At 39.7% G+C, this 20,431-nt stretch carries 9 protein-coding genes and 9 pseudogenes; 15 read left to right on the forward strand and 3 right to left on the reverse strand.

Annotated elements, in window-relative coordinates:
• Nucleotides 1-52: 52 nt before the first annotated feature.
• Nucleotides 53-1,033 (forward strand): TonB-dependent receptor plug domain-containing protein, encoded by a 981-nt coding sequence (locus ACWYN3_RS33230; protein WP_456223246.1) that lies wholly within the window; start codon nucleotides 53-55, stop codon nucleotides 1,031-1,033.
• A 305-nt stretch (nucleotides 1,034-1,338) separates the two neighbouring features.
• Nucleotides 1,339-3,035: pseudogene (ggt, locus tag ACWYN3_RS33235) on the forward strand (gamma-glutamyltransferase).
• Nucleotides 3,036-3,471: 436 nt separating this feature from the next.
• On the opposite strand, the pseudogene ACWYN3_RS33240 reads toward ggt, so the two are convergent.
• The 3 genes and pseudogenes from ACWYN3_RS33240 to ACWYN3_RS33250 all read right to left on the reverse strand — a co-directional run bounded on the left by ACWYN3_RS33240 (nucleotide 3,472) and on the right by ACWYN3_RS33250 (nucleotide 5,984).
• A pseudogene (locus ACWYN3_RS33240) lies at nucleotides 3,472-5,384 on the reverse strand (DEAD/DEAH box helicase).
• 140 nt (nucleotides 5,385-5,524) lie between these two features.
• Nucleotides 5,525-5,869, reverse strand: a complete 345-nt coding sequence (locus ACWYN3_RS33245) for a DUF4293 domain-containing protein (RefSeq protein ID WP_456223247.1) — start codon at nucleotides 5,867-5,869, stop codon at nucleotides 5,525-5,527.
• Entirely contained in the window at nucleotides 5,844-5,984 is a 141-nt protein-coding gene (locus tag ACWYN3_RS33250) for a DUF4293 family protein (protein ID WP_456218064.1), read from the reverse strand. Before ACWYN3_RS33250 ends, ACWYN3_RS33245 begins: the two co-directional genes overlap by 26 nt.
• A gap of 84 nt (nucleotides 5,985-6,068) precedes the next feature.
• On the opposite strand from ACWYN3_RS33250, the gene truA reads away from it, so the two are divergent.
• From truA to ACWYN3_RS33315, 13 genes and pseudogenes are all read left to right on the forward strand, one after another.
• Nucleotides 6,069-6,821, forward strand: coding sequence for a tRNA pseudouridine(38-40) synthase TruA (gene truA / locus ACWYN3_RS33255; RefSeq protein WP_456218065.1), 753 nt, complete (start codon nucleotides 6,069-6,071; stop codon nucleotides 6,819-6,821).
• Nucleotides 6,822-6,824: 3 nt separating this feature from the next.
• Nucleotides 6,825-8,593, forward strand: a pseudogene (locus tag ACWYN3_RS33260) (ABC transporter ATP-binding protein).
• Nucleotides 8,594-9,148: 555 nt separating this feature from the next.
• Nucleotides 9,149-10,021 carry a succinate--CoA ligase subunit alpha gene (sucD, locus tag ACWYN3_RS33265; RefSeq protein WP_456218066.1) on the forward strand — a complete coding sequence of 291 codons (873 nt, stop codon included), beginning with the start codon at nucleotides 9,149-9,151 and terminating at the stop codon, nucleotides 10,019-10,021.
• 212 nt (nucleotides 10,022-10,233) lie between these two features.
• Nucleotides 10,234-10,652 (forward strand): annotated as a pseudogene (locus ACWYN3_RS33270) (methionine-R-sulfoxide reductase).
• 139 nt (nucleotides 10,653-10,791) lie between these two features.
• The gene (locus tag ACWYN3_RS33275) at nucleotides 10,792-11,190 is read left to right on the forward strand and encodes a septal ring lytic transglycosylase RlpA family protein (RefSeq protein ID WP_456218067.1); all 399 of its coding nucleotides are present in this window, start codon (nucleotides 10,792-10,794) and stop codon (nucleotides 11,188-11,190) included.
• Between the two features lie 383 nt (nucleotides 11,191-11,573).
• Nucleotides 11,574-12,545: pseudogene (locus tag ACWYN3_RS33280) on the forward strand (ribonucleoside-diphosphate reductase small subunit).
• A gap of 77 nt (nucleotides 12,546-12,622) precedes the next feature.
• Nucleotides 12,623-15,002: pseudogene (locus tag ACWYN3_RS33285) on the forward strand (ribonucleoside-diphosphate reductase subunit alpha).
• A 78-nt stretch (nucleotides 15,003-15,080) separates the two neighbouring features.
• Nucleotides 15,081-15,290, forward strand: a complete 210-nt coding sequence (locus tag ACWYN3_RS33290; protein ID WP_456218068.1) for a cysteine-rich CWC family protein — start codon at nucleotides 15,081-15,083, stop codon at nucleotides 15,288-15,290.
• Nucleotides 15,291-15,429: 139 nt separating this feature from the next.
• A pseudogene (locus ACWYN3_RS33295) lies at nucleotides 15,430-16,304 on the forward strand (carbon-nitrogen hydrolase).
• Nucleotides 16,288-16,458, forward strand: coding sequence for an agmatine deiminase family protein (locus tag ACWYN3_RS33300; RefSeq protein ID WP_456218069.1), 171 nt, complete (start codon nucleotides 16,288-16,290; stop codon nucleotides 16,456-16,458). Before ACWYN3_RS33295 ends, ACWYN3_RS33300 begins: the two are co-directional and overlap by 17 nt.
• A pseudogene (locus tag ACWYN3_RS33305) lies at nucleotides 16,395-17,348 on the forward strand (agmatine deiminase family protein). The gene ACWYN3_RS33300 and the pseudogene ACWYN3_RS33305 overlap by 64 nt, the downstream one beginning before the upstream one ends.
• A 75-nt stretch (nucleotides 17,349-17,423) precedes the next feature.
• A pseudogene (fabG, locus tag ACWYN3_RS33310) lies at nucleotides 17,424-18,166 on the forward strand (3-oxoacyl-[acyl-carrier-protein] reductase).
• Between the two features lie 383 nt (nucleotides 18,167-18,549).
• Nucleotides 18,550-20,427, forward strand: a complete 1,878-nt coding sequence (locus ACWYN3_RS33315; RefSeq protein WP_456218070.1) for a hypothetical protein — start codon at nucleotides 18,550-18,552, stop codon at nucleotides 20,425-20,427.
• Nucleotides 20,428-20,431: the final 4 nt, after the last annotated feature.

A 20,431-nucleotide genomic window follows, 5' to 3' on the forward strand; every position in this document is an offset into this window, starting at 1 on the left:
TTACGGCAATGCCCTGCAAGTAGGCGTTGACGGTGCAGGCAAACCAATCCTTATTCCTGATGCCAATGGAAATGTCTCAACCCGTTTTGCCCCAAATGGTGTTGCTTATGCAGGCGGCGCGCAAGGTTTCCCGGGGATCAGTACAGCAAACCTGACTAACGAATCCCGTAATTCAATTGCAGCATATGGAGACGTGGAATTAAATTTCACAGAAAAGCTATTACTGGATGCAGCTGCGCGATTTGAAAACTATTCAGACTTCGGCTCTACCGTAAACGGTAAACTGGCAGCCAGGTATAAATTCTCTGATAAATTCTTATTACGTGCTGCGGCAAGTACGGGTTTCAGGGCACCATCACTTCATCATCAGCAATATTTTAGTTCTACCTCATCAGTTTATGTAGATGGAAACATTGTAGAATCAGGAACTTTTGCGAATGACAGCCGTATTGCACAACTGTTGGGTATCCCCAAATTAAAACAAGAAACTTCAAAAAGTCTGAGTGCAGGATTCACCTCTAATCTTGGGAAACTAAAGATTACCGTTGATGGTTATTTTATCAGGATCAATGACAGAGTAATCTATACAGGACAGTTTACAGGTAATAATTCACCAACTGCCTCCCCTCAGGATAAAGAGATCTACGACCTGTTACGTTTAGCAAATGCGACCACGGCAAGGTTCTTTGCCAATGCTGTAAATACAGAAACCAAAGGACTGGATGTAGTTCTTTCTTATAATACCCGTTTAGGAGCAGGTAACCTGCGTACCGATTGGGCAACGACCTTTACCAGGACCTCTATAGTAGGGCCGGTACACGCATCGCCATTGCTTGCAGGAAAAGAAAGCACCTATCTGGACGATGCAAGTCGTATTCTGATAGAGAAAGTTACCCCACGTATAAAATCCAACATTACCTTTGATTACACCATCAATAAATGGAATGTTTTTTTGCGTAATGTATACTTTGGTAAAGTTTCGCAGCCAACCAATGTTGTTGCGAACAGACAAGAGCTTGCGGGCAGGGGGTAATTACAGATATAGGTGCAGGTTACAATCTGACAAAAAACCTTAAAATCACCATAGGAGCAAATAATTTATTTGACGTTTATCCACAAGAACTACTATTAGGTTCACAAGGGACTTCAGGAATATTATATCCTAACCAGGCACCACAATTTGGTTTCCTTGGCAGATACGTATTTACAAGATTATCACTGAACTTTTAATACCAATATAATTCTTTAAATTTATTGCGTTTTCCTGCCGCTGAGTTTGAGCCAGCAACAATAACAGGCTCAAACTCAGCGGCAGGATTTTTTATAATTTATCTTACAATGAAAGCAAAAACATCACTATCAAACCTGCTGTTGGCTCCCCTTTGCCTGGGACTTTTGGTATCCTTTACAGCAAGTAGTCAGGAATTAAATCAGTTCAAGCATGCTGCCGTAGTTACAGCCCATCCAGAAGCTTCTAACGTTGGGGTTGCCATCATCAGGCGTGGTGGAAACGCAGTTGATGCAGCAGTAGCAGTGCAATTCGCATTGGCCGTTGTTTATCCAAATGCCGGTAATATCGGAGGAGGAGGATTCCTTGTCTACAGAGGTAAGGGTGGAGATTCGGATGCCCTTGATTATAGAGAGAAGGCCCCTGAAAAAGCTTCCAGAGACATGTATCTTGATGCACAGGGAAATGCAATCACAGACAAAAGCCTTTACGGTGCATTAGCATCAGGAATTCCCGGAACAGTAGATGGAATGGTGAAAGCACATAATAAATACGGTAAACTGAGTTGGAAAAAGGATATTCAGCCAGCTATAGATCTGGCACAAAACGGATTTCAGATTACTGCGCAGCAAGCCTCAGAATTAAACAGCGTAAAGAGCAATTCCTGAAATACAATAAAAATCCAGTTGCCTTTGTCAGAAAAGATTTATGGAGAGCAGGTGATTTATTGAAACAGCCACAACTGGCAAAAACATTAAAACTGATCAGAGATAATGGCAGAAAAGGCTTTTATGAAGGACCGGTAGCAACGGCTATAGTTGCCTCGATGAAAAACACCAGTGGTGTAATCACAGAAAAGGACTTAAAAGATTACCAGTCCGTATGGAGAAAAACTGTATCAGGCAAATACAAAAACTATACAGTAATCTCTATGCCTCCACCATCAAGCGGAGGTATTGCCTTAATAACTATGTTACAGCAAGTTAGTGATTACCCCCTAAATAAATGGGGCTTTCAGAGAGACTCTACCGTACAGCTTATGGTAGAATTAGAACGTAGAGCCTACGCAGACCGCGCAAGTTATTTAGGAGATCCTGACTTCTTTAAAGTACCACAGGCGGCCCTGTTAGATCCTGCCTATATCAAATCAAGAACCCAGGGAATCAGCTTAGATAAAGCAACCCCAAGTTCAGAAGTTAAACCCGGTACATTACCCTTAAAAGAAAGCGAGCAAACCACCCATTACTCAATCGTTGACAGCGAAGGTAACGCCGTTTCAGCTACCACAACCTTAAACGGTTCTTACGGTTCCCTTGTAGTTGTAGACGGGGCAGGTTTCATCCTAAACAACGAAATGGATGATTTCTCTGTGAAACCAGGTACCCCAAACATGTACGGACTTGTGGGCGGAGAAGCGAACTCAATAGTTGCCGGAAAAAGGATGCTCAGCTCAATGACCCCAACCATCATCGAAGAAGACGGAAAACTAAGAATGGTCGTAGGAACCCCGGGAGGCTCGACCATCATTACCTCAGTTTTCCAGACCGTCCTGAATGTGCTTACATTCGGACAAACCATGCAGCAGGCCGTATCAGCCCCAAGGTTCCATCATCAATGGTTACCTGACGAAGTGTATGTAGAAAAAGGAGCAATCGACAACGCTACAAGAGTAAAACTCGAGTACAAAGGCTATAAAATAACCGAACGCGAACCCATGGGACGTGTTGACGCTATCCTTGTCAAACCAAACGGAACACTGGAAACAGGAGCTGACCCAAGAGGAAACGATAAAGGCCTCGGCTACTAAAACAGCCCTAAAAAACAAAAAACCTGCCAGGACTCCAGCAGGTTTTTTTATGCCTGGTTCTAACTTAATAGCCCTATTTATATTGCGCGTCTAACACCAACCATATTCTGCACCTCATAACACACCAACCAACAAATGAAAGAGTTTTGGCGGTATAACCCTATGGTGGGAGTGCAGAAGGCAAAGGAATTAGCGAGATCATCAGCTCCAGCCTGAATATAAAAGGGTGGGCTTCGTCTTGAGGGATTGTGTTTTGAAGGAGCTTCTTCTTAGAGGGATAAAAAAGCTTTGCTAACATGACGGCATCAGCGTTTCTTTTCCCCGCAGGGCAAAAGAAAAAGCCGGAATGTAGCAAAGCTTTTTTATCTCCCTAAAAACAACCCAAAAAAAAACAGCCCGATAAATCGGGCTGCTTAATTTTATATTTAGGTTGTGATTAAGATCTGCGTCTTCTTTCGCCTGTTCCGCTTCCGCCTTCGCGTGGTTTACCAGAGAAATCTCTGAAACCTCCAGCACTGCTTCCACCTTCACGTCTTCCGCTTCCGCCAGAATTACCGCCACCGTAGCTTTTTCTTTCGCCACCGCCATAACTCTTTCTTTCACCGCCACCATAGCTTTTTCTTTCGCCACCGCCGCCAGAACTTCTTCTGTCGCCGCCGCCACCGCTATAGCTTCTTCTTTCACCGCCACCAGACCTTCTTTCGCCACCTTCAGGAGCGTCGCCAGATTTTTCAATTCTAACACTTCTGTTATTGAACTGGATGTCTTTGAAATTTGCGAACAATGAATCAACAATAGCATTTTCAACTTCAAAGAATGAATAAACACCTTTAAGGTCATTTTACCAATGTTTTTTTTTTTCCACTGATTTTACCATTGTTACATACAAAAGATAATAAGTCACCTCTTGTAAATTCATCTACCGAACCTACGTTGATAAACAAACGGGTAAAATCACTGTTTCTAGCACCTCTTGCGCCACGCTCAGAACGTTCACCACGTTCGTCGTTAGCAGCTGCATTTAAATCAGGTGCATTTTTGTAATACTCTAAAAAGCGGTTAAACTCTAAAGATGCAAAACGTTTGATCACTTCTTCTTTGCTTAATTCAGCAAATTCATCCATGATTCTTGGGATGTACTGCTCAATTTGTGCTTCATTTACTTCAACATTATGAACTTTGTGAACCAATGAGAAAAGTTGTTTTTCGCAAACATCAAATCCTGTAGGTAATTCAGCTTTAGTAAATGCTTTACCGATGATTCTTTCAATCTGACGGATTTTTCCAGTTTCCTTAGAGTTGATGATACAGATTGAGATACCAGATTTACCAGCTCTTCCTTCCTGTACGACCACTTCTGTGGGTATAACTTTCAATTTCATCAGGTAGTGAATAGTTAACAACGTGAGTCACGTTATTTACATCGATACCACGTGCTGCAACATCTGTAGCAATTAATAACTGCATGTTACGGTCACGGAAGCGCTGCATAACTTTATCACGTTGTTGTTGTGATAAGTCACCATGCAAAGCATCAGCATTGTAACCATCCTTGATCAGGTTCTCAGCAACATCCTGTGTATCCATTTTGGTTTTACAGAAAACTACTGCGAAAATTTCAGGGTTGAAATCTACAATACGTTTTAAGGCAGCATATTTATCTCTGGCACGTACTACATAGTACTCATGCTCAATATTTACGTTACCTGTGTTTTTGGTACCCATGGTCAACTCAGTAGGGTTGTCCATGTAGTTTTTAGCTATTCTTCTAACCTCAGGAGGCATAGTAGCTGAAAACAACCATGTTTTTTTTTGTCGTCAGGAGTAGTAGACAAGATATCATTAATAATCTTCCTGGAAGCCCATGTTTAGCATTTCGTCAGCCTCATCAAGAACTACATATTTCACACTACTGAAATCTATAGCCTTACGACCGATAATGTCTAACATACGACCCGGTGTAGCTACAACTACTTGTACACCGTTTCTAATTTCACGCAATTGCTGCACAATGTTCGCGCCACCGTAAACGGCAACAACACTAGCACCAGGCGTGTTTTTTGAGTAATTTTTGATGTCGCTGGCAATTTGCAAGCAAAGCTCCCGGGTAGGGCATAGAATTAAAGCCTGAGGCTTATTCATCTTGAAGTCAATCAGTTCAATTAGCGGCAAACCAAATGCTGCTGTTTTTCCTGTTCCTGTTTGGGCCAAACCAACAAAATCATTATTGCCCTCTAACAGCACAGGAATAGCTTGCTCCTGAATAGGTGTTGGATTTTCGAAACCTAAATCCTTTACGGCATTAACAACGTCATCACTTATCCCCAATAATTTAAATGGGTTTATCATTTTAACTTTATTTATTAAGCCGCAAAGGTAAGCTTAATTTTCGGTATTTGTTTGGTACATAACCAAATAATAATTATAAGCTTAACTTTTTGAGTGTTAATCGTTAGGGTATTTGACCTTTAAGTAAAAAAATAAGTCCCTTATCTTAACCTGTCAGCCGATCTGATCAGCTTATCATCCTTATTGATACCCCTGATTGCCAGTAAACAAAAAAGAATAGAAAACACAGGCATATAAGCACCTGCACCATAATTTATTCCGTTTATTCCGCCTGGAGTATTCAGCGCATAGCTTGCAGTCCATCCCGCCAAAGCGATGATCAATACTATAGTAAGCACGATAATCCGTTTTTGAAGCGTTCTGTTTTTGAAATTGAAGATGTTTGCTAAACAAATCAGTCCGACCAGGATCGTTCCGCCGAAAAGCGCGGTGAAAGATTCTGTTTTCTGGCTGACATTGTTAATCTTCTGATAAATACCGCTTATCTGAAATGAAAGATCCCCCGGTAGTTCCCTGTCTGGTGAAAATAGGCAGAATTAACAGTAAAAAAAGCGTAGCAGATGCTAAAAACAACCAGATGGATTGAACCCTTTGTATCATATCAATTTAATAATTTTCAACAAATATATTAAAAGACATTAAACGTCTGTCTTGTTAAGCGGAAAAAAGTATTTTTGCATTACATTGAATATACAACGTTTTTTTATAGAATTAGCCTACGACGGAACCGCTTACCATGGTTGGCAGACACAGCCGAATGCAATCACTGTTCAGCAGGAACTGGATAAAGCTTTATCAGTTTTCTTCAGGCAGCCCGTTGAAACACTGGGCTGCGGCAGAACAGATGCTGGTGTGCATGCCAGTAAATTTTTTGTGCATGTAGATTTACAGGATGTCACAGAAGCCGCTGCGATCAATGCAGTAGGTAGTGTGAATTCGCTTTTACCATATCCTATAGCTATCAAAAGGATTTTTAGTGTTTCACCAACGGCCCACGCACGTTTTGATGCAACAGCCAGATCCTATGAATATCATTTTCATTTCCATAAAGACCCTTTCAAACTGAACCGGTCCTGGCTATATAAAGGTAAGCTGGATATTGAAGCCATGAATATTGCCGCTGCACAATTATTAAACTATACCGACTTTACAAGCTTTAGTAAGTCCAACACCTCAACGGCTACAAATAATTGTAAAATTACCGAAGCTTATTTCCGTGAAACGGCTAGTGGTCTTATATTTACTATCTCTGCAGACCGCTTTTTGAGAAATATGGTACGTGCGATTGTGGGAACCTTAATCATGATTGGCAAAAAAGAAATTGGTCTTGCACAGCTGGAAGAAATTATAAGAAGTAAAAACCGGAGTAATGCCGGGCAGTCAGTACCTGCCTGTGGTCTTTACCTCGTAAATATCATTTATCCTTTTGTAAAATAATATATGTCGAAAATTACTGGTGATGCGTTGAATGTTGGCTTATTGAAAAGAGTTTTTCAGTATGTGAGACCTTACCGCAGCATATTTATCTGGTCGGTTATTTTAACCATACTGCTCGCATTGATTGCCCCGGTAAGACCCTTCCTGATCAAATACACCTTAGATAATTATATTCTTAAGGGTGAGCATAGCGGACTGGTGATGATGACCATGCTGATGCTTTTTTTACTGGTCGTACAAAGTATCATTCAATACAGCCACACCTTATTAACAAATACCCTTGGGCAGTCAGCTATCCGTGATCTGAGAATTAATGTATTTAACCATATCACTAAACTCAGGCTGCAATACTTTGATAAAACCCCGATAGGACAATTGATAACCCGTACCGTATCCGATCTGGAAACCATATCTGATATCTTTTCGGAGGGATTGATTGTGATTATTGGTGATATACTACAGGTGATCGCCATTATAGTAGTTATGTTTTATGCCGACTGGGAGCTGACAGTGGTCGTGCTGCTGCCAATGCCACTGCTGATTATGGCAACCTCAGTATTTCAAAAATCTATCAAATCGGCATTCCAGGAAATCAGAACAGAAGTATCTAATCTGAATACCTATTTGCAGGAGCACATCACAGGCATTTCCATTATCCAGTATTTTGCCAGAGAAGACCAGGAATTTCGTAAATTCAAGAAAATCAATGCACGTTACCGCGATGCAAATATCCGTTCTAACTGGTATTACTCTATTTTCTTTCCTGTAGTAGAAATAATATCGGCCATGTCACTGGGTCTTTTGGTATGGTATGGTGCAAAAAGTATTCTAGCTAAACCCCTCGATGTTACCCCTGGTACTATCGCTGAATTTATTCTGTATATCAGTATGCTTTTCAGGCCAATCCGGGAGCTTGCCGATAAATTCAATACCTTACAAATGGGTATGGTAGGAGCAGAGCGTGTGTTCAAGGTATTGGATACTCAGGAACTAACGCCAAACAACGGGACTTACAAGCCAGAAAAAATGGCTGGTAATATTAATTTTGACAAAGTATGGTTCGCTTATAACGATGAAAACTATGTTCTGAAAGACCTTTCATTTGAGGTGAAAGCAGGCCAGACTGTAGCTATGGTAGGTGCTACCGGAGCAGGAAAATCGTCCACAATCAATATCCTTAACCGCTTCTATGCCATTCAAAAAGGTGAAATTAAAGTAGATGGCGTAAGCATTGATGACTACGAGTTAAACTATCTGAGAAATAATATCGCGACTGTTTTGCAGGATGTTTTCCTGTTCTCAGATACGATTTTCAACAATATCACATTAAATAATCCGAATATCACAATGGATGAAGTGGTTGATGCTGCACAAAAAGTAGGCGCACACGACTTCATAGAAAGACTTCCCGGAGGATACCAATATAACGTAATGGAGCGTGGAGCGACATTGTCAGCAGGACAAGCACAGCTGATCTCATTCATCAGAGCCTTAGTCTATAACCCTTCGATCCTTGTTCTTGATGAGGCAACCTCATCCGTAGATACCGAAACAGAAATGCTGATCAGGCCGCTATAGATAAACTGATGAAAGGCCGCACTTCCATTGTAATCGCTCACCGCTTATCAACTATACAAAAAGCAGATCAGATCATCGTACTCGATAAAGGAGAAATTAAGGAAATTGGTAATCACCAGGAACTGTTAAAACTAGACGGATACTACAAGAAATTGTATGATCTGCAATTCCATTCCACAGGTGTCACTAAATAAGGTTTGTCTAAAAGATTGTAAAAATTTGACTGGTGTATCCGGTCTACGCTCCATGCTGGAGCTGATGTCCGGATACACCAGTCAAATTTTTACAATAACATTTTTTCCTAACCCTTAAGGCGTTCACGGCCTGGTTGGTGTTCATAGTTGGTGTTCTTGTTTTATTTGATAAAAATCTGTGCAAATGATAACATGTTGTTGATTATTTCTTTGTTAGATGTCAAATTTTGTGATATCCAGCTAAATAATTAAGCAGCCTAACTTAATCTTTCTATAATCTAATTTTCGCTAGCTAACCACCAGCCCGGCCTTCCTTGTTTTTACCTATCTACCCCCCAAAACAAGTCAGATATCCGGAATAAAAGATGGGTGTGGTAGTTTTGTGGCATCGTTCCTCCTTCAGGGAACGTCGGCCATAAAACTACCACACCCATCTTTTATTAAAGTTTTCTTACGCGACCCCTTGCTCCCGGAAAACATTCTTTTCATTATAATTGGAAATGCATTTGCCATTCCATTCAATAATCTTAGATTTGCATAAAAAATTATAGATACATGAGTGTTTTAGTAAATAAAGATTCAAAAGTAATTGTACAAGGTTTTACCGGAAATGAAGGTACTTACCATGCTTCACAAATGATAGAATACGGAACTGACGTAGTTGGCGGGGTTACACCTGGTAAAGGCGGACAAACTCATTTAGACAGACCGGTTTTTAACACGGTTAAGGATGCGGTTGATCAAGCTGGAGCTAATGTATCTATTATCTTTGTTCCACCTGCATTCGCTGCGGATGCTATTATGGAAGCTGCTGAAGCTGGAATAAAAGTTATTGTATGTATTACTGAAGGTATCCCTACAAAGGATATGATTCAGGTTAAAGAATATATTTCTGGAAGAGATTGCCGTTTAATCGGTCCTAACTGCCCGGGTGTTATTACTGCTGATGAAGCTAAAGTTGGTATCATGCCAGGATTTATCTTCAGAAAAGGTACAGTAGGAGTAGTTTCTAAATCAGGAACACTTACTTACGAAGCAGTTGACCAGGTAGTGAAAGCTGGTTTAGGTATTACTACAGCAATCGGTATTGGTGGAGATCCGATTATCGGAACAACTACTAAAGAAGCTGTTGAACTGTTAATGAATGATCCTGAAACTGAAGGTATCATTATGATCGGTGAAATTGGTGGTGGTATGGAAGCTGAAGCTGCTCTTTGGATCAAAGAACATGGTACAAAACCAGTTGTAGGTTTTATCGCTGGTCAAACTGCTCCTGCGGGACGTAGAATGGGTCATGCTGGTGCTATCGTTGGTGGTGCTGATGATACAGCTGCTGCTAAAATGAAAATTATGGCAGAATGCGGAATCCGTGTAGTAGAAAGTCCTGCTGAAATCGGTGAAGCTATGGCAGAATTATTAAAGAAATAATCCTTCTTAAATCAAGAGCTTGTTCAGGCAAGATCTAATATAAAAGAGGTTCGCGTCAAAACGAGCCTTTTTTTTTGTTATATCACGTATTTGTCAGCTTAAATTTGTTGTACGCTAAAAACTGCGGAGCACCGTTAATCGTATATAAAACTATGAGAACGATCATCAGTAAATCAATATTAATAGCCGGGCTTGTTTGCATTTGCAATCTGATGGCCTGCGCGCAGAAACACGAAAAAGAACCTTCACCAAAAACCACCGGCAAAATGGAATGGAATAAATTAACCGCAGAAGAAGAAGATGTAATTGTACATAAAGGCACTGAATACCCGGGAACCGGAACGTTATTGAAAAATACAGCCAAGGAGGAACCTATACTTGCAAACGCTGCAATGCGCCTCTTTATAGATCTGAATCAAAATTTGAATCTTCATGCGGCTGGCCAAGCTTTGATGACGAGATCAAAGGTGCAGTAATCCGTATTCCGGATGCTGATGGATCACGTACCGAAATTGTATGTGCAAATTGTAAAGCGCACCTTGGACATGTGTTCATGGGGGAGGGCTTTACCGCAAAAAACACACGTAACTGTGTGAACTCAATTTCAATGAACTTTGTTCCCGATAAATAGCTTTTAAGGTGATTTAAACCCTTAAAATAGCCTTTGTCTTTTACGTAAATGCCCGATGATCAGCTCATTTTTTTTTTTTTTTTTTTGGTGGGATGTACTTTTTTTGTTTACCTTTGAAAGTTCACCAACAAATTTAAATATGAAATATTGTTTGCTTTTATTGAGTATGTTCCTGTTCTTGCGGGTTGACGCACAGGGAGATACTACAGCGCTAGACAGTACAACGTTAGACAGTGCTACGCGAATAAAAACAGGAATGGCAACCTATTATCATAGGAAGTTTGAAGGCAGAAGAACTACCAGCGGAGCCAAATACCGGGGAAAGAAATTAACAGCTGCGCACCGCACACTTCCCTTCGGTACAATCGTAACAGTCACGAACATCGCTAATGGAAAATCAGTAGATGTCGAAATCAATGACAGAGGCCCTTTTACAAAAAGATATATTATCGATGTTTCAGAAGAAGCGGCCAAAGAGCTTGGTTTTTTCAGAAAAGGACAATCGAAAGTTAAAATCAGCTACGATAAATCTTCTTAAATCCTGAATATCAGGTTGCAATAGTCAGATTCGCGAATGTTATTAACAGTTTTTTCAAGTCCCATTGATAACTGTAAAAATCAATAACAACTTTACAAAGTAAATTAACTGTAATTTTTGTTACCACTTGTGGATAACTACGCCCTCTTGTTAAGAACTATTGCTAACGTTTGAAAGCCTCAAAGTTTATATTTGTTTTAACAAAAATTCTGACATTATTATCAATAGTTTGTTAGGTAAAGGTTTAGTAATTAATATTTTATACTTAAATATTAGGCCTTATTTTATTTAAATCTTTTGATTTGTTGAAGCCGGTCTGCTAAAAGGACTGTTTAAGAGGATTTATACATATTGACATCGTTTATTACCCTTATAATATACCCATGGAAGAAGAAGTATTACTGAAAGAGAACAAAGATCGCTTTGTACTTTTGCCAATTAAATATCCGGCAATCTGGGAAATGTACAAAAAGAGTGAAGCTAGTTTTTGGACAGCCGAAGAGATTGATCTGTCTGATGATCAAAAGCATTGGGATAACCTTAATGATGGAGAACGCCACTTCATTTCTCACATCCTGGCATTTTTCTCAGCCAGCGACGGAATTGTGAATGAGAACCTTGCAGTCAACTTTATGAGTGAAGTCCAGTTGCCTGAAGCACGCTGCTTTTACGGTTTCCAGATTATGATGGAAAACATCCCTCTGAAACTTATGCCTTATTAATTGATACTTATATCAAAGATGAAGCAGAGAAAGACAGACTGTTCCACGCAATTGAGACTGTACCTTGTGTGAAAAGAAAAGCAGAATGGGCATTACGCTGGATTGACGGAGGAAACTTCGCTGAACGTCTGGTTGCTTTTGCAGCTGTAGAAGGTATCTTCTTCAGCGGAAGTTTCTGCTCAATTTTCTGGTTAAAGAAACGTGGATTAATGCCAGGTTTAACCTTTAGCAACGAGCTGATCTCAAGAGATGAAGGAATGCACTGCGAATTTGCCTGCCTGCTTTACAAAATGCTGAAAAACAGACTTACCCAGGAAGCTGTTCACGGTATTATCAAAGATGCTGTTGAAATAGAAAAAGAATTTGTAACAGATGCACTGCCAGTTGCACTGATCGGTATGAATGCCAAACTGATGTCTCAGTATATTGAGTTTGTTGCTGACAGATGGTCAACTGAATTAGGCTATGATAAAATATATAACGCTACTAATCCGTTTGATTTCATGGAGATGATTTCATTACAGGGAAAAACCAACTTCTTTGAGAAACGTGTTGGTGATTACCAGAAAAAGTGGTGTGTTGACGTCTTCAGAAGACAAAGCTTCGGCTTTCTCTCTGGATGATGATTTTTAATAAAAGAATATAAACTGTTGCCTATGTTCGGAATTGCTTTGAACAACGAGAATAAGCAGCATAAAACCTAAGAATATATGTTTGTAGAAAAAAGAGATGGTCGCAAAGAAGCGGTGCGGTTTGATAAGATCACTGCCCGAATCGAAAAGTTATGTTATGGCTTTAATGTAGAACTTGTTGATCCTATAGATGTAGCCAAGAAAGTAATTGAGGGATTGTATGATGGTGTTACAACCTCAGAATTGGATAATCTTGCTGCTGAAACTGCTGCCTCTTTAACGACTAAACACCCGGACTACGCTTTATTAGCCTCAAGGATAGCCGTATCAAACCTGCATAAGAATACTACGAAGTCGTTTTCAAAGACGATGGAAATGTTATATAGATATATAGATCCTAAGACTGAAAAGTCTGCTTCTCTGATCGCTGAAGATGTTTGGGAAGTCATTCAGGAAAATGCTGATCTTTTAGACAGTACTATTATCTATGACAGAGATTTTGGTTTCGATTACTTTGGTTTCAAGACCCTTGAAAAATCGTATCTGCTAAAAATTAACGGTGAAATTGTAGAACGCCCTCAGCATTTATTCATGCGTGTATCTGTAGGGATTCACAAAGGTGATATTGATAGCGTAATCGCTACTTATAACCTGATGAGTGAGCGTTGGTTTACCCATGCTACACCAACCTTGTTTAATGCAGCAACACCTAAACCTCAAATGTCGTCCTGCTTCTTATTATCTATGCAGGATGATAGTATCGAAGGAATCTATGATACTTTAAAACAAACTGCTAAAATCTCACAAAGTGCTGGTGGTATTGGTTTGAGTATTCACAACGTAAAGCTACAGGTTCTTATATCAGTGGAACAAACGGAACCAGTAATGGTATCGTTCCAATGCTAAAAGTATTCAATGATACTGCCCGTTATGTAGATCAGGGTGGAGGTAAGCGTAAAGGTGCTTTCGCAATCTATTTAGAACCATGGCATGCAGACGTATTCGCTTTCCTTGATTTACGTAAAAATCACGGTAAAGAAGAAATGCGCGCACGTGACTTGTTCTATGCACTTTGGGTTTGTGATTTATTTATGCAGCGTGTAGAAGAAAATGGCGAATGGAGCCTGTTCTGTCCACATGAAGCACCAGGACTTGCAGATTGTTGGGGAGAAGAATTTAACGCGTTATATACACGTTACGAACAAGAAGGCCGTGCCCGTAAAACGATCAAAGCACAGGAATTATGGTTCGCTATCCTGGATTCACAAATTGAAACCGGAACTCCTTACCTGTTATATAAAGATGCCGCAAACGGTAAATCTAATCAGCAGAACTTAGGAACTATCAAAGTTCTAACTTATGTACTGAGATCATTGAGTATACCTCTAAAGATGAAGTTGCTGTATGTAACTTAGCTTCACTGGCTTTACCAAGATATGTAATCAACGGAGAATTTGACCACCAGAAATTATATGATGTAACTTATCAGGCTACTTTAAACCTGAATAAGATCATCGATTATAACTTCTATCCGGTAGAAGAAGCAAGAAACTCTAATATGCGCCACAGACCAGTAGGTTTAGGTGTACAGGGACTTGCGGATGCATTTATCTTAATGCGTTTACCTTTCGAAAGCGAAGGTGCAAGAGAACTGAACAAAGAGATCTTTGAAACTATTTACTTTGCTGCAATGACTGCTTCGCATGATCTTGCTGTTAAAGACGGAGCTTATGAGACTTTCAAAGGTTCTCCTTTATCAAAAGGTAAATTCCAGTTTGATCTTTGGAACGTAACGCCATCGAGTAACCGTTGGGACTGGGCAGGTTTGCGTAAAAAAAAGTAGTTAAAGACGGTGTACGTAACTCTCTTTTGGTTGCGCCAATGCCTACAGCTTCAACTTCTCAGATCTTGGGTAACAATGAGTGTTTCGAACCTTATACTTCAAACATCTATACAAGACGTGTATTGAGCGGTGAATTCATCGTGGTTAACAAACACTTATTGAAAGATTTAGTTGCTTTAGGTTTATGGACACCAGCAATGAAAGACAGAATTATTTTAGCTAACGGTTCTATCCAGGACATCGCTGAAATTCCAGATTATATCAAAGAATTGTATAAAACAGTTTGGGAAATTAAAATGCGTAGTATCATTGATATGGCAGCCGATCGTGGTGCTTATATCTGCCAGTCGCAATCTCTGAACTTGTTTATTAACGCACCTAATACTTCTAAACTGACTTCAATGCACTTCTACGCATGGAAGAAAGGATTAAAAACAGGAATGTATTACTTGCGTACACAAGCTGCTTCTCAAGCCGTGAAATTCACTGTTGAGAACCAGGAGGTAAAAATATATGGAACCTGTAATTCCGGAACATATTGATCAAGTGGTTGAAGAGATCACTGATGGTCCTGTTTGTTCAATGGAAGAAGGCTGTATCAGCTGCTCAGGATAATCTAAATCTCATAAAATGAAAGGCATAAAGTACGGTAATTCAAATTACCGTACTTTTGTTGTATTATACCTTTTGTAAATGGCGAAACACGAAATTATACCATGCGAACGTTGCGGTGTGCCGATTGAGTGCAAGGCGAACTCCTACACTAAATGCCAGTGTAGTGTAGTTTATCTTGATCTGAATGAGGTGCAGTATATCAGCGAGCATTATGATAGCTGTCTTTGTGCTAAATGTTTGTTCGAATTACAGCAGGAATACAGGGATACTTTAACATCAACTACATAAAAACCAGATTTCTTCTTCCCGGATAAGATCGTAACAAATTCAACTTTTAAGCCTTTGTTCCTGTCTGAGAGACCCTTTTCAGAATAATGAACTACAGAATTTTTTTTCTGTTAACTTTGCAATCACAAAAATTCAAAGAATGGCTAAAGTACAAGTTGGATTGGTGCAGATGACCTGTTCCAATAATAAACAAGAAAATTTAGATAAAGCGATTGCAAAGATCCGCGAAGTTGCGGCACAAGGCGCCCAGGTGGTTTGTCTGCAGGAACTTTTTACCTCATTATATTTCTGTGATATTGAAGATTATGAAAACTTCAAATTAGCAGAAACTATCCCAGGCCCGTCAACCGATATTTTATCGGCCGTTGCCAAAGAACTAAACGTAGTAATTGTTGCCTCTCTGTTTGAAAAAAGAGCGGAGGGCCTGTATCATAATACTACTGCTGTTCTGGATGCAGATGGTGCATATTTAGGTAAATACCGTAAAATGCATATCCCTGATGATCCTGGATTCTATGAAAAATTCTATTTTACTCCAGGCGATCTGGGATATAAAGTTTTCAAAACTAAGTATGCAAAGATAGGAGTCCTGATCTGCTGGATCAGTGGTATCCTGAAGCAGCAAGAATCACTGCTTTAATGGGTGCTGACTTCTTAGTTTATCCAACCGCAATAGGATGGGCAACTACTCAGGACGAAGATACAAATAAAGAACAGTATAATGCATGGCAGACTATTCAGCGTTCACATGCTATCGCGAATGGTGTACCTGTAGTAAGTATCAACCGTGTAGGTGAAGAAGCTGGTGTTTCATTCTGGGGAGGATCATTTGTGTCTAATCCGTTCGGCTCACTTTTATACCAGGCTTCGCATGATAAAGAAGAATTGAAAGTAGTAGAACTTGACTTGTCTAAATCTGACAGTTACAGAACACACTGGCCTTTTTTACGTGACAGAAGAATTGATACTTATTCACCAATTACCAAAAGATATATAGATGACGAATCTATTTGATAACTCTCCGAAGAAAGCCGGATATAGCTTTCCTGCTGAATGGGCAAAACATGAAGCAACCTGGTTAACATGGCCTCATAAAGAAGCTTCATGGCATGGCCGGGTAAATTGGATACGATATATGCACCTTATTGTGAATTTATCAAAATTGTAGCCCAGGGAGAGAAGGTAAGAATCAATGTGAACGATGAAGCGACCAAAGCTTTTGCAATTTCAAAATTGCAGAAAGCTGGTGCAGATTTAACGCAGATCGAATTTTATTTCAATCCAAGTAATGATGCCTGGTGCCGTGATCACGGTCCTGCCTTTTTATTGAATGCGAAAGCGGAACAGCAAAAAGTAGTAATTGACTGGGGGTATAATGCATGGGGAAACAAGTATCCTCCGTATGAGCTGGATGATGTCATACCTACCCGTATTGCAGATCATTTTAGCTTACCGGTATTTAATCCGGGTATTGTAATGGAAGGAGGATCTGTAGAATTTAATGGTGCAGGAACGATTTTAACTTCCAGAGCCTGTCTTTTAAATACAAACAGGAACCCGCATTTGAACCAGGAGCAGATCGAAGAGTATTTGAAAGAATGTTAGGTGCAGAGCAGTTTTTTGTGGGTTGGAGATGGTATTGTAGGAGATGATACGGACGGGCACATAGATGATATAACCCGCTTTGTAAATGCAAATACTGTATTGACTGTTGTGGAGTCTAATCCGTTGGATGAGAATTATATTCTTTTAAAAGAGAATCTGGAAGAGCTGAAAGCGATGCGCTTGTTAAACGGAGAGCCTTTAAACATTATTCAGTTACCAATGCCTTCACCAGTTATCCATGAAGATACGCGTCTACCAGCTTCATATGCTAATTTTTATATTGCAAATGCGGCAGTAATCGTACCTACTTTCAGGGATGTAAATGATGAAATTGCATTGGATATTATCAGAGGTGCTTTCCCTGACCGTAAAGTGGTTGGGATTGATTCTACAGATATTATCTGGGGATTGGGAAGTTTCCATTGCTTAAGCCAGCAGGAGCCAGCAATTTAAGATGCTGCTTAAATTTGATTGATAGATTAGAACTTGAAATAACCATTATTAAAAAAATACATATACAATACATAGATGAAACTATTAGAAGGAAAAACAGCATTAATAACTGGTGCTTCAAAAGGAATAGGCCGCAAAATAGCAGAGAAATTTGCAGAACAAGGCGCGAATGTTGCTTTCACTTATTTGTCTTCAGTAGAAAAAGGAGAAGCATTGGAGCAGGAATTACAGTCTTTCGGGACTAAAATCAAAGGATACCGCTCTGACGCCTCTAAATTTGATGAAGCAGAAAAACTAATTAGTGATATCGTTGCTGAATTTGGTACTATCGACATCGTTGTAAACAATGCAGGGATTACTAAGGATGGTTTATTGATGCGTATGAGCGAAGAAAACTGGGATGACGTAATTAACGTAAACCTGAAATCTGTGTTCAATGTCACTAAAGCAGCTTCAAAAGTGATGATGAAAAACCGTAAAGGATCTTTCATCAACCTGAGTTCAGTAGTAGGTGTACAGGGAAATGCAGGACAGGCAAACTATGCGGCTTCAAAGCTGGTATTATTGGTTTTTCTAAATCTGTTGCTAAAGAATTAGGTTCGAGAAATATCCGTACTAACGTTGTTGCTCCAGGATTTATCCGTACAGAGATGACTGATGTATTAGACCCTAAAGTTGTCAAAGGCTGGGAAGAAGGTATTCCGTTGAAACGTGCAGGTGAGCCAGAGGATGTAGCGAATGTTTGTGTATTCCTTGCTTCTGATATGAGTGCGTATGTGACCGGACAGGTATTGTCTGTTTGCGGCGGTATGTTATAAGGTTGTATTAGCTAATATAAATTATTGAAAGGGTAAAAGTCCTCCTGTTAAGGGATGGATTTTTACCCTTTTTTTTATTAGGTATTGAAGATGTTCAGAACCTGTTAGAAAAAGGTAGTGGAAATGAAGTCAGATAAGCTGAATAAATACTTTACACAGTATTTATTCAGGGCAGAGTGAACAAGTTCTAAAGGTGGTCTGGAAGAACTGTGAACGATGTCTGAACAAGGTGCTTGTAGTGACTTGATTTCCAGGTAGTTGTGGATGTGCGGTTTTCACCTTTTTTGGGAATAAAAAACTGCCTTAAAACAAGCTGGTGAATTTTACTTTTCCGTAGAATTATGCAGTCAGTTTTTAAAAAATCAGCATCTTTACCCTGACCAATGAATGAGACCTTTAACTTTTATACCTTCCTTGCATTTACTGGCTGTTTAGCAGCTGGTTTATTTTTTGCATGGCTGCTCTATGGGAAAGCATCTAATTTAATCCGTCCGGTAAGAATAGGTTTGGCAGTAGCCAGAACGGTGGTGATGACTTTAATCTTATGGCTCTTGTTCTCGCCACTGATTAAACAAGTAAGTTATACGCTTGAAAAACCTATAGTCATCATTGCTCAGGATAACTCCGAATCTATTGGTGCATTTACAGCCGTGGGATTTGATAGTCTTAAATACAGAAAAGATCTTCAGCGCCTCCAGGGCGAGCTTTCAGCGAAATACGAGGTAAGAGTCTATAGTTTTAGTGATAAAGTGATTAGCGGGCTTGATTTTGATTATAAAGGGAAGTTAACCAATGCGGTTCAACTCATTAAACAACTCGGTGACGAGATGATGAATAAAAATGTCGGAGCTGTGATTCTGGCTACTGATGGCATTTTTAACAGAGGAGGAAACCCGTCGCAGGATCTGGCTTTGTTGAAAGCTCCGGTTTATACAATTGCTTTGGGAGATACAGTCCCTAAAAAAGATATATTGATCAGTTCTGTCAATATGAATGACCTGGTTTATCTGGATAATGATTTCAGAATGGAAGTGCAGGTGCAGGCTTATCAATGCAACGGGGTTCCGGTTAAATTAACTGTGCTGGAAGATGGAAAAAAAGTATATGAAGAAGCTGTTAAAGTAAATTCGGAGCTGTTTTCGAAAAATATTCCGGTTACTTTAAGAGCTTCAAAAACAGGTCAGCATAAATATCTCATTTCGTTATCTCCTGTTGAGCAGGAAATTTCCGTGAAAAACAATAGTTTTCAAACTTTAGTGGAGGTCATTGATGAACGTCAGAAAGTATTAATTGCCGCTGCGGGACCCCACCCTGATTTGGCTGTATTGAAGCAAGCAATCGGATTAAATAAACACCATGAAGTTTCAGTGGTACTGAATGATGATCTGTTAAAGATTGACCCTAAAGGTTATGGGCTGATCATTTTGTATCAGTTGCCAGATAATCAATTCGACGCAAATGGGTTAATTGCTAAAATAAAAGCCGAAAAGGTTCCGGTATGGTATATTGCAGGGGCGCAAAGTAATCTGAGCAGATTTAACCAGGTACAGCAGCAAGTGAATTTTTCAGGGAATAATGCATTACAATATCAGTACAGTGATATTGATAAAAATCTTTCCGTTTTCGATTTAGATCCTGCATCCCGCAAAGTGATCGAAAATTTTGATCCGCTGCAAGCACCCTCAGGCCTGTTTAAAATCCTGGGAAATCAGCAGGTCGTGCTTGATCAGCGCAATGGCAAAATAAAAACAGATCATCCACAGTTATTTTTCATGAATGATAACGGGCGTAAAACGGGTTACCTGATTGGAGAAGGCTTATGGAAATGGAAATTGTCCGAAGCACGTGAAAATCCACAGACCCCTGTTTTTAATGATTTAATGGGTAAGATCGTACAGTATCTTTCTGTTAAGGATGATAAAAGGAAATTCAAAGTCAGACCGGCTAAAAATACATTTGAAGAGAATGACCGTGTACTGTTGAATGCGACATTATACAATGATAGTTATCAGCCTGTAAATACGCCAGATGTAAATTTGCTATTAAAAGATGAAAAGGGGAAGACTTATAATTTTACTTTTTCCAGGTTTGAATCTTCTTATCAGTTAGATGCGGGGATACTGCCTCCGGGTAATTACAGTTACGTTGCCAATACCGTATTAGGCAGTCAGCGGTATCAGGATAAAGGTTCCTTTTTTGTCAACACCTTAACTGCCGAATTTCAGCAGACACTGGCAAATCATTATTATTATATCAGTTAGCTAA

Source organism: Pedobacter sp. NJ-S-72 (genome assembly GCF_053890575.1).

Coding starts and splice junctions, on each gene's coding strand:
- ACWYN3_RS33250 (WP_456218064.1), bottom strand. CDS start 5,984: ATGATACAAAGGGTTCAATCCATCTGGTTGTTTTTAGCATCTGCTACG.
- sucD (WP_456218066.1), top strand. CDS start 9,149: ATGAGTGTTTTAGTAAATAAAGATTCAAAAGTAATTGTACAAGGTTTT.
- ACWYN3_RS33275 (WP_456218067.1), top strand. CDS start 10,792: ATGAAATATTGTTTGCTTTTATTGAGTATGTTCCTGTTCTTGCGGGTT.
- ACWYN3_RS33290 (WP_456218068.1), top strand. CDS start 15,081: ATGGCGAAACACGAAATTATACCATGCGAACGTTGCGGTGTGCCGATT.
- ACWYN3_RS33300 (WP_456218069.1), top strand. CDS start 16,288: ATGACGAATCTATTTGATAACTCTCCGAAGAAAGCCGGATATAGCTTT.
- ACWYN3_RS33315 (WP_456218070.1), top strand. CDS start 18,550: ATGAATGAGACCTTTAACTTTTATACCTTCCTTGCATTTACTGGCTGT.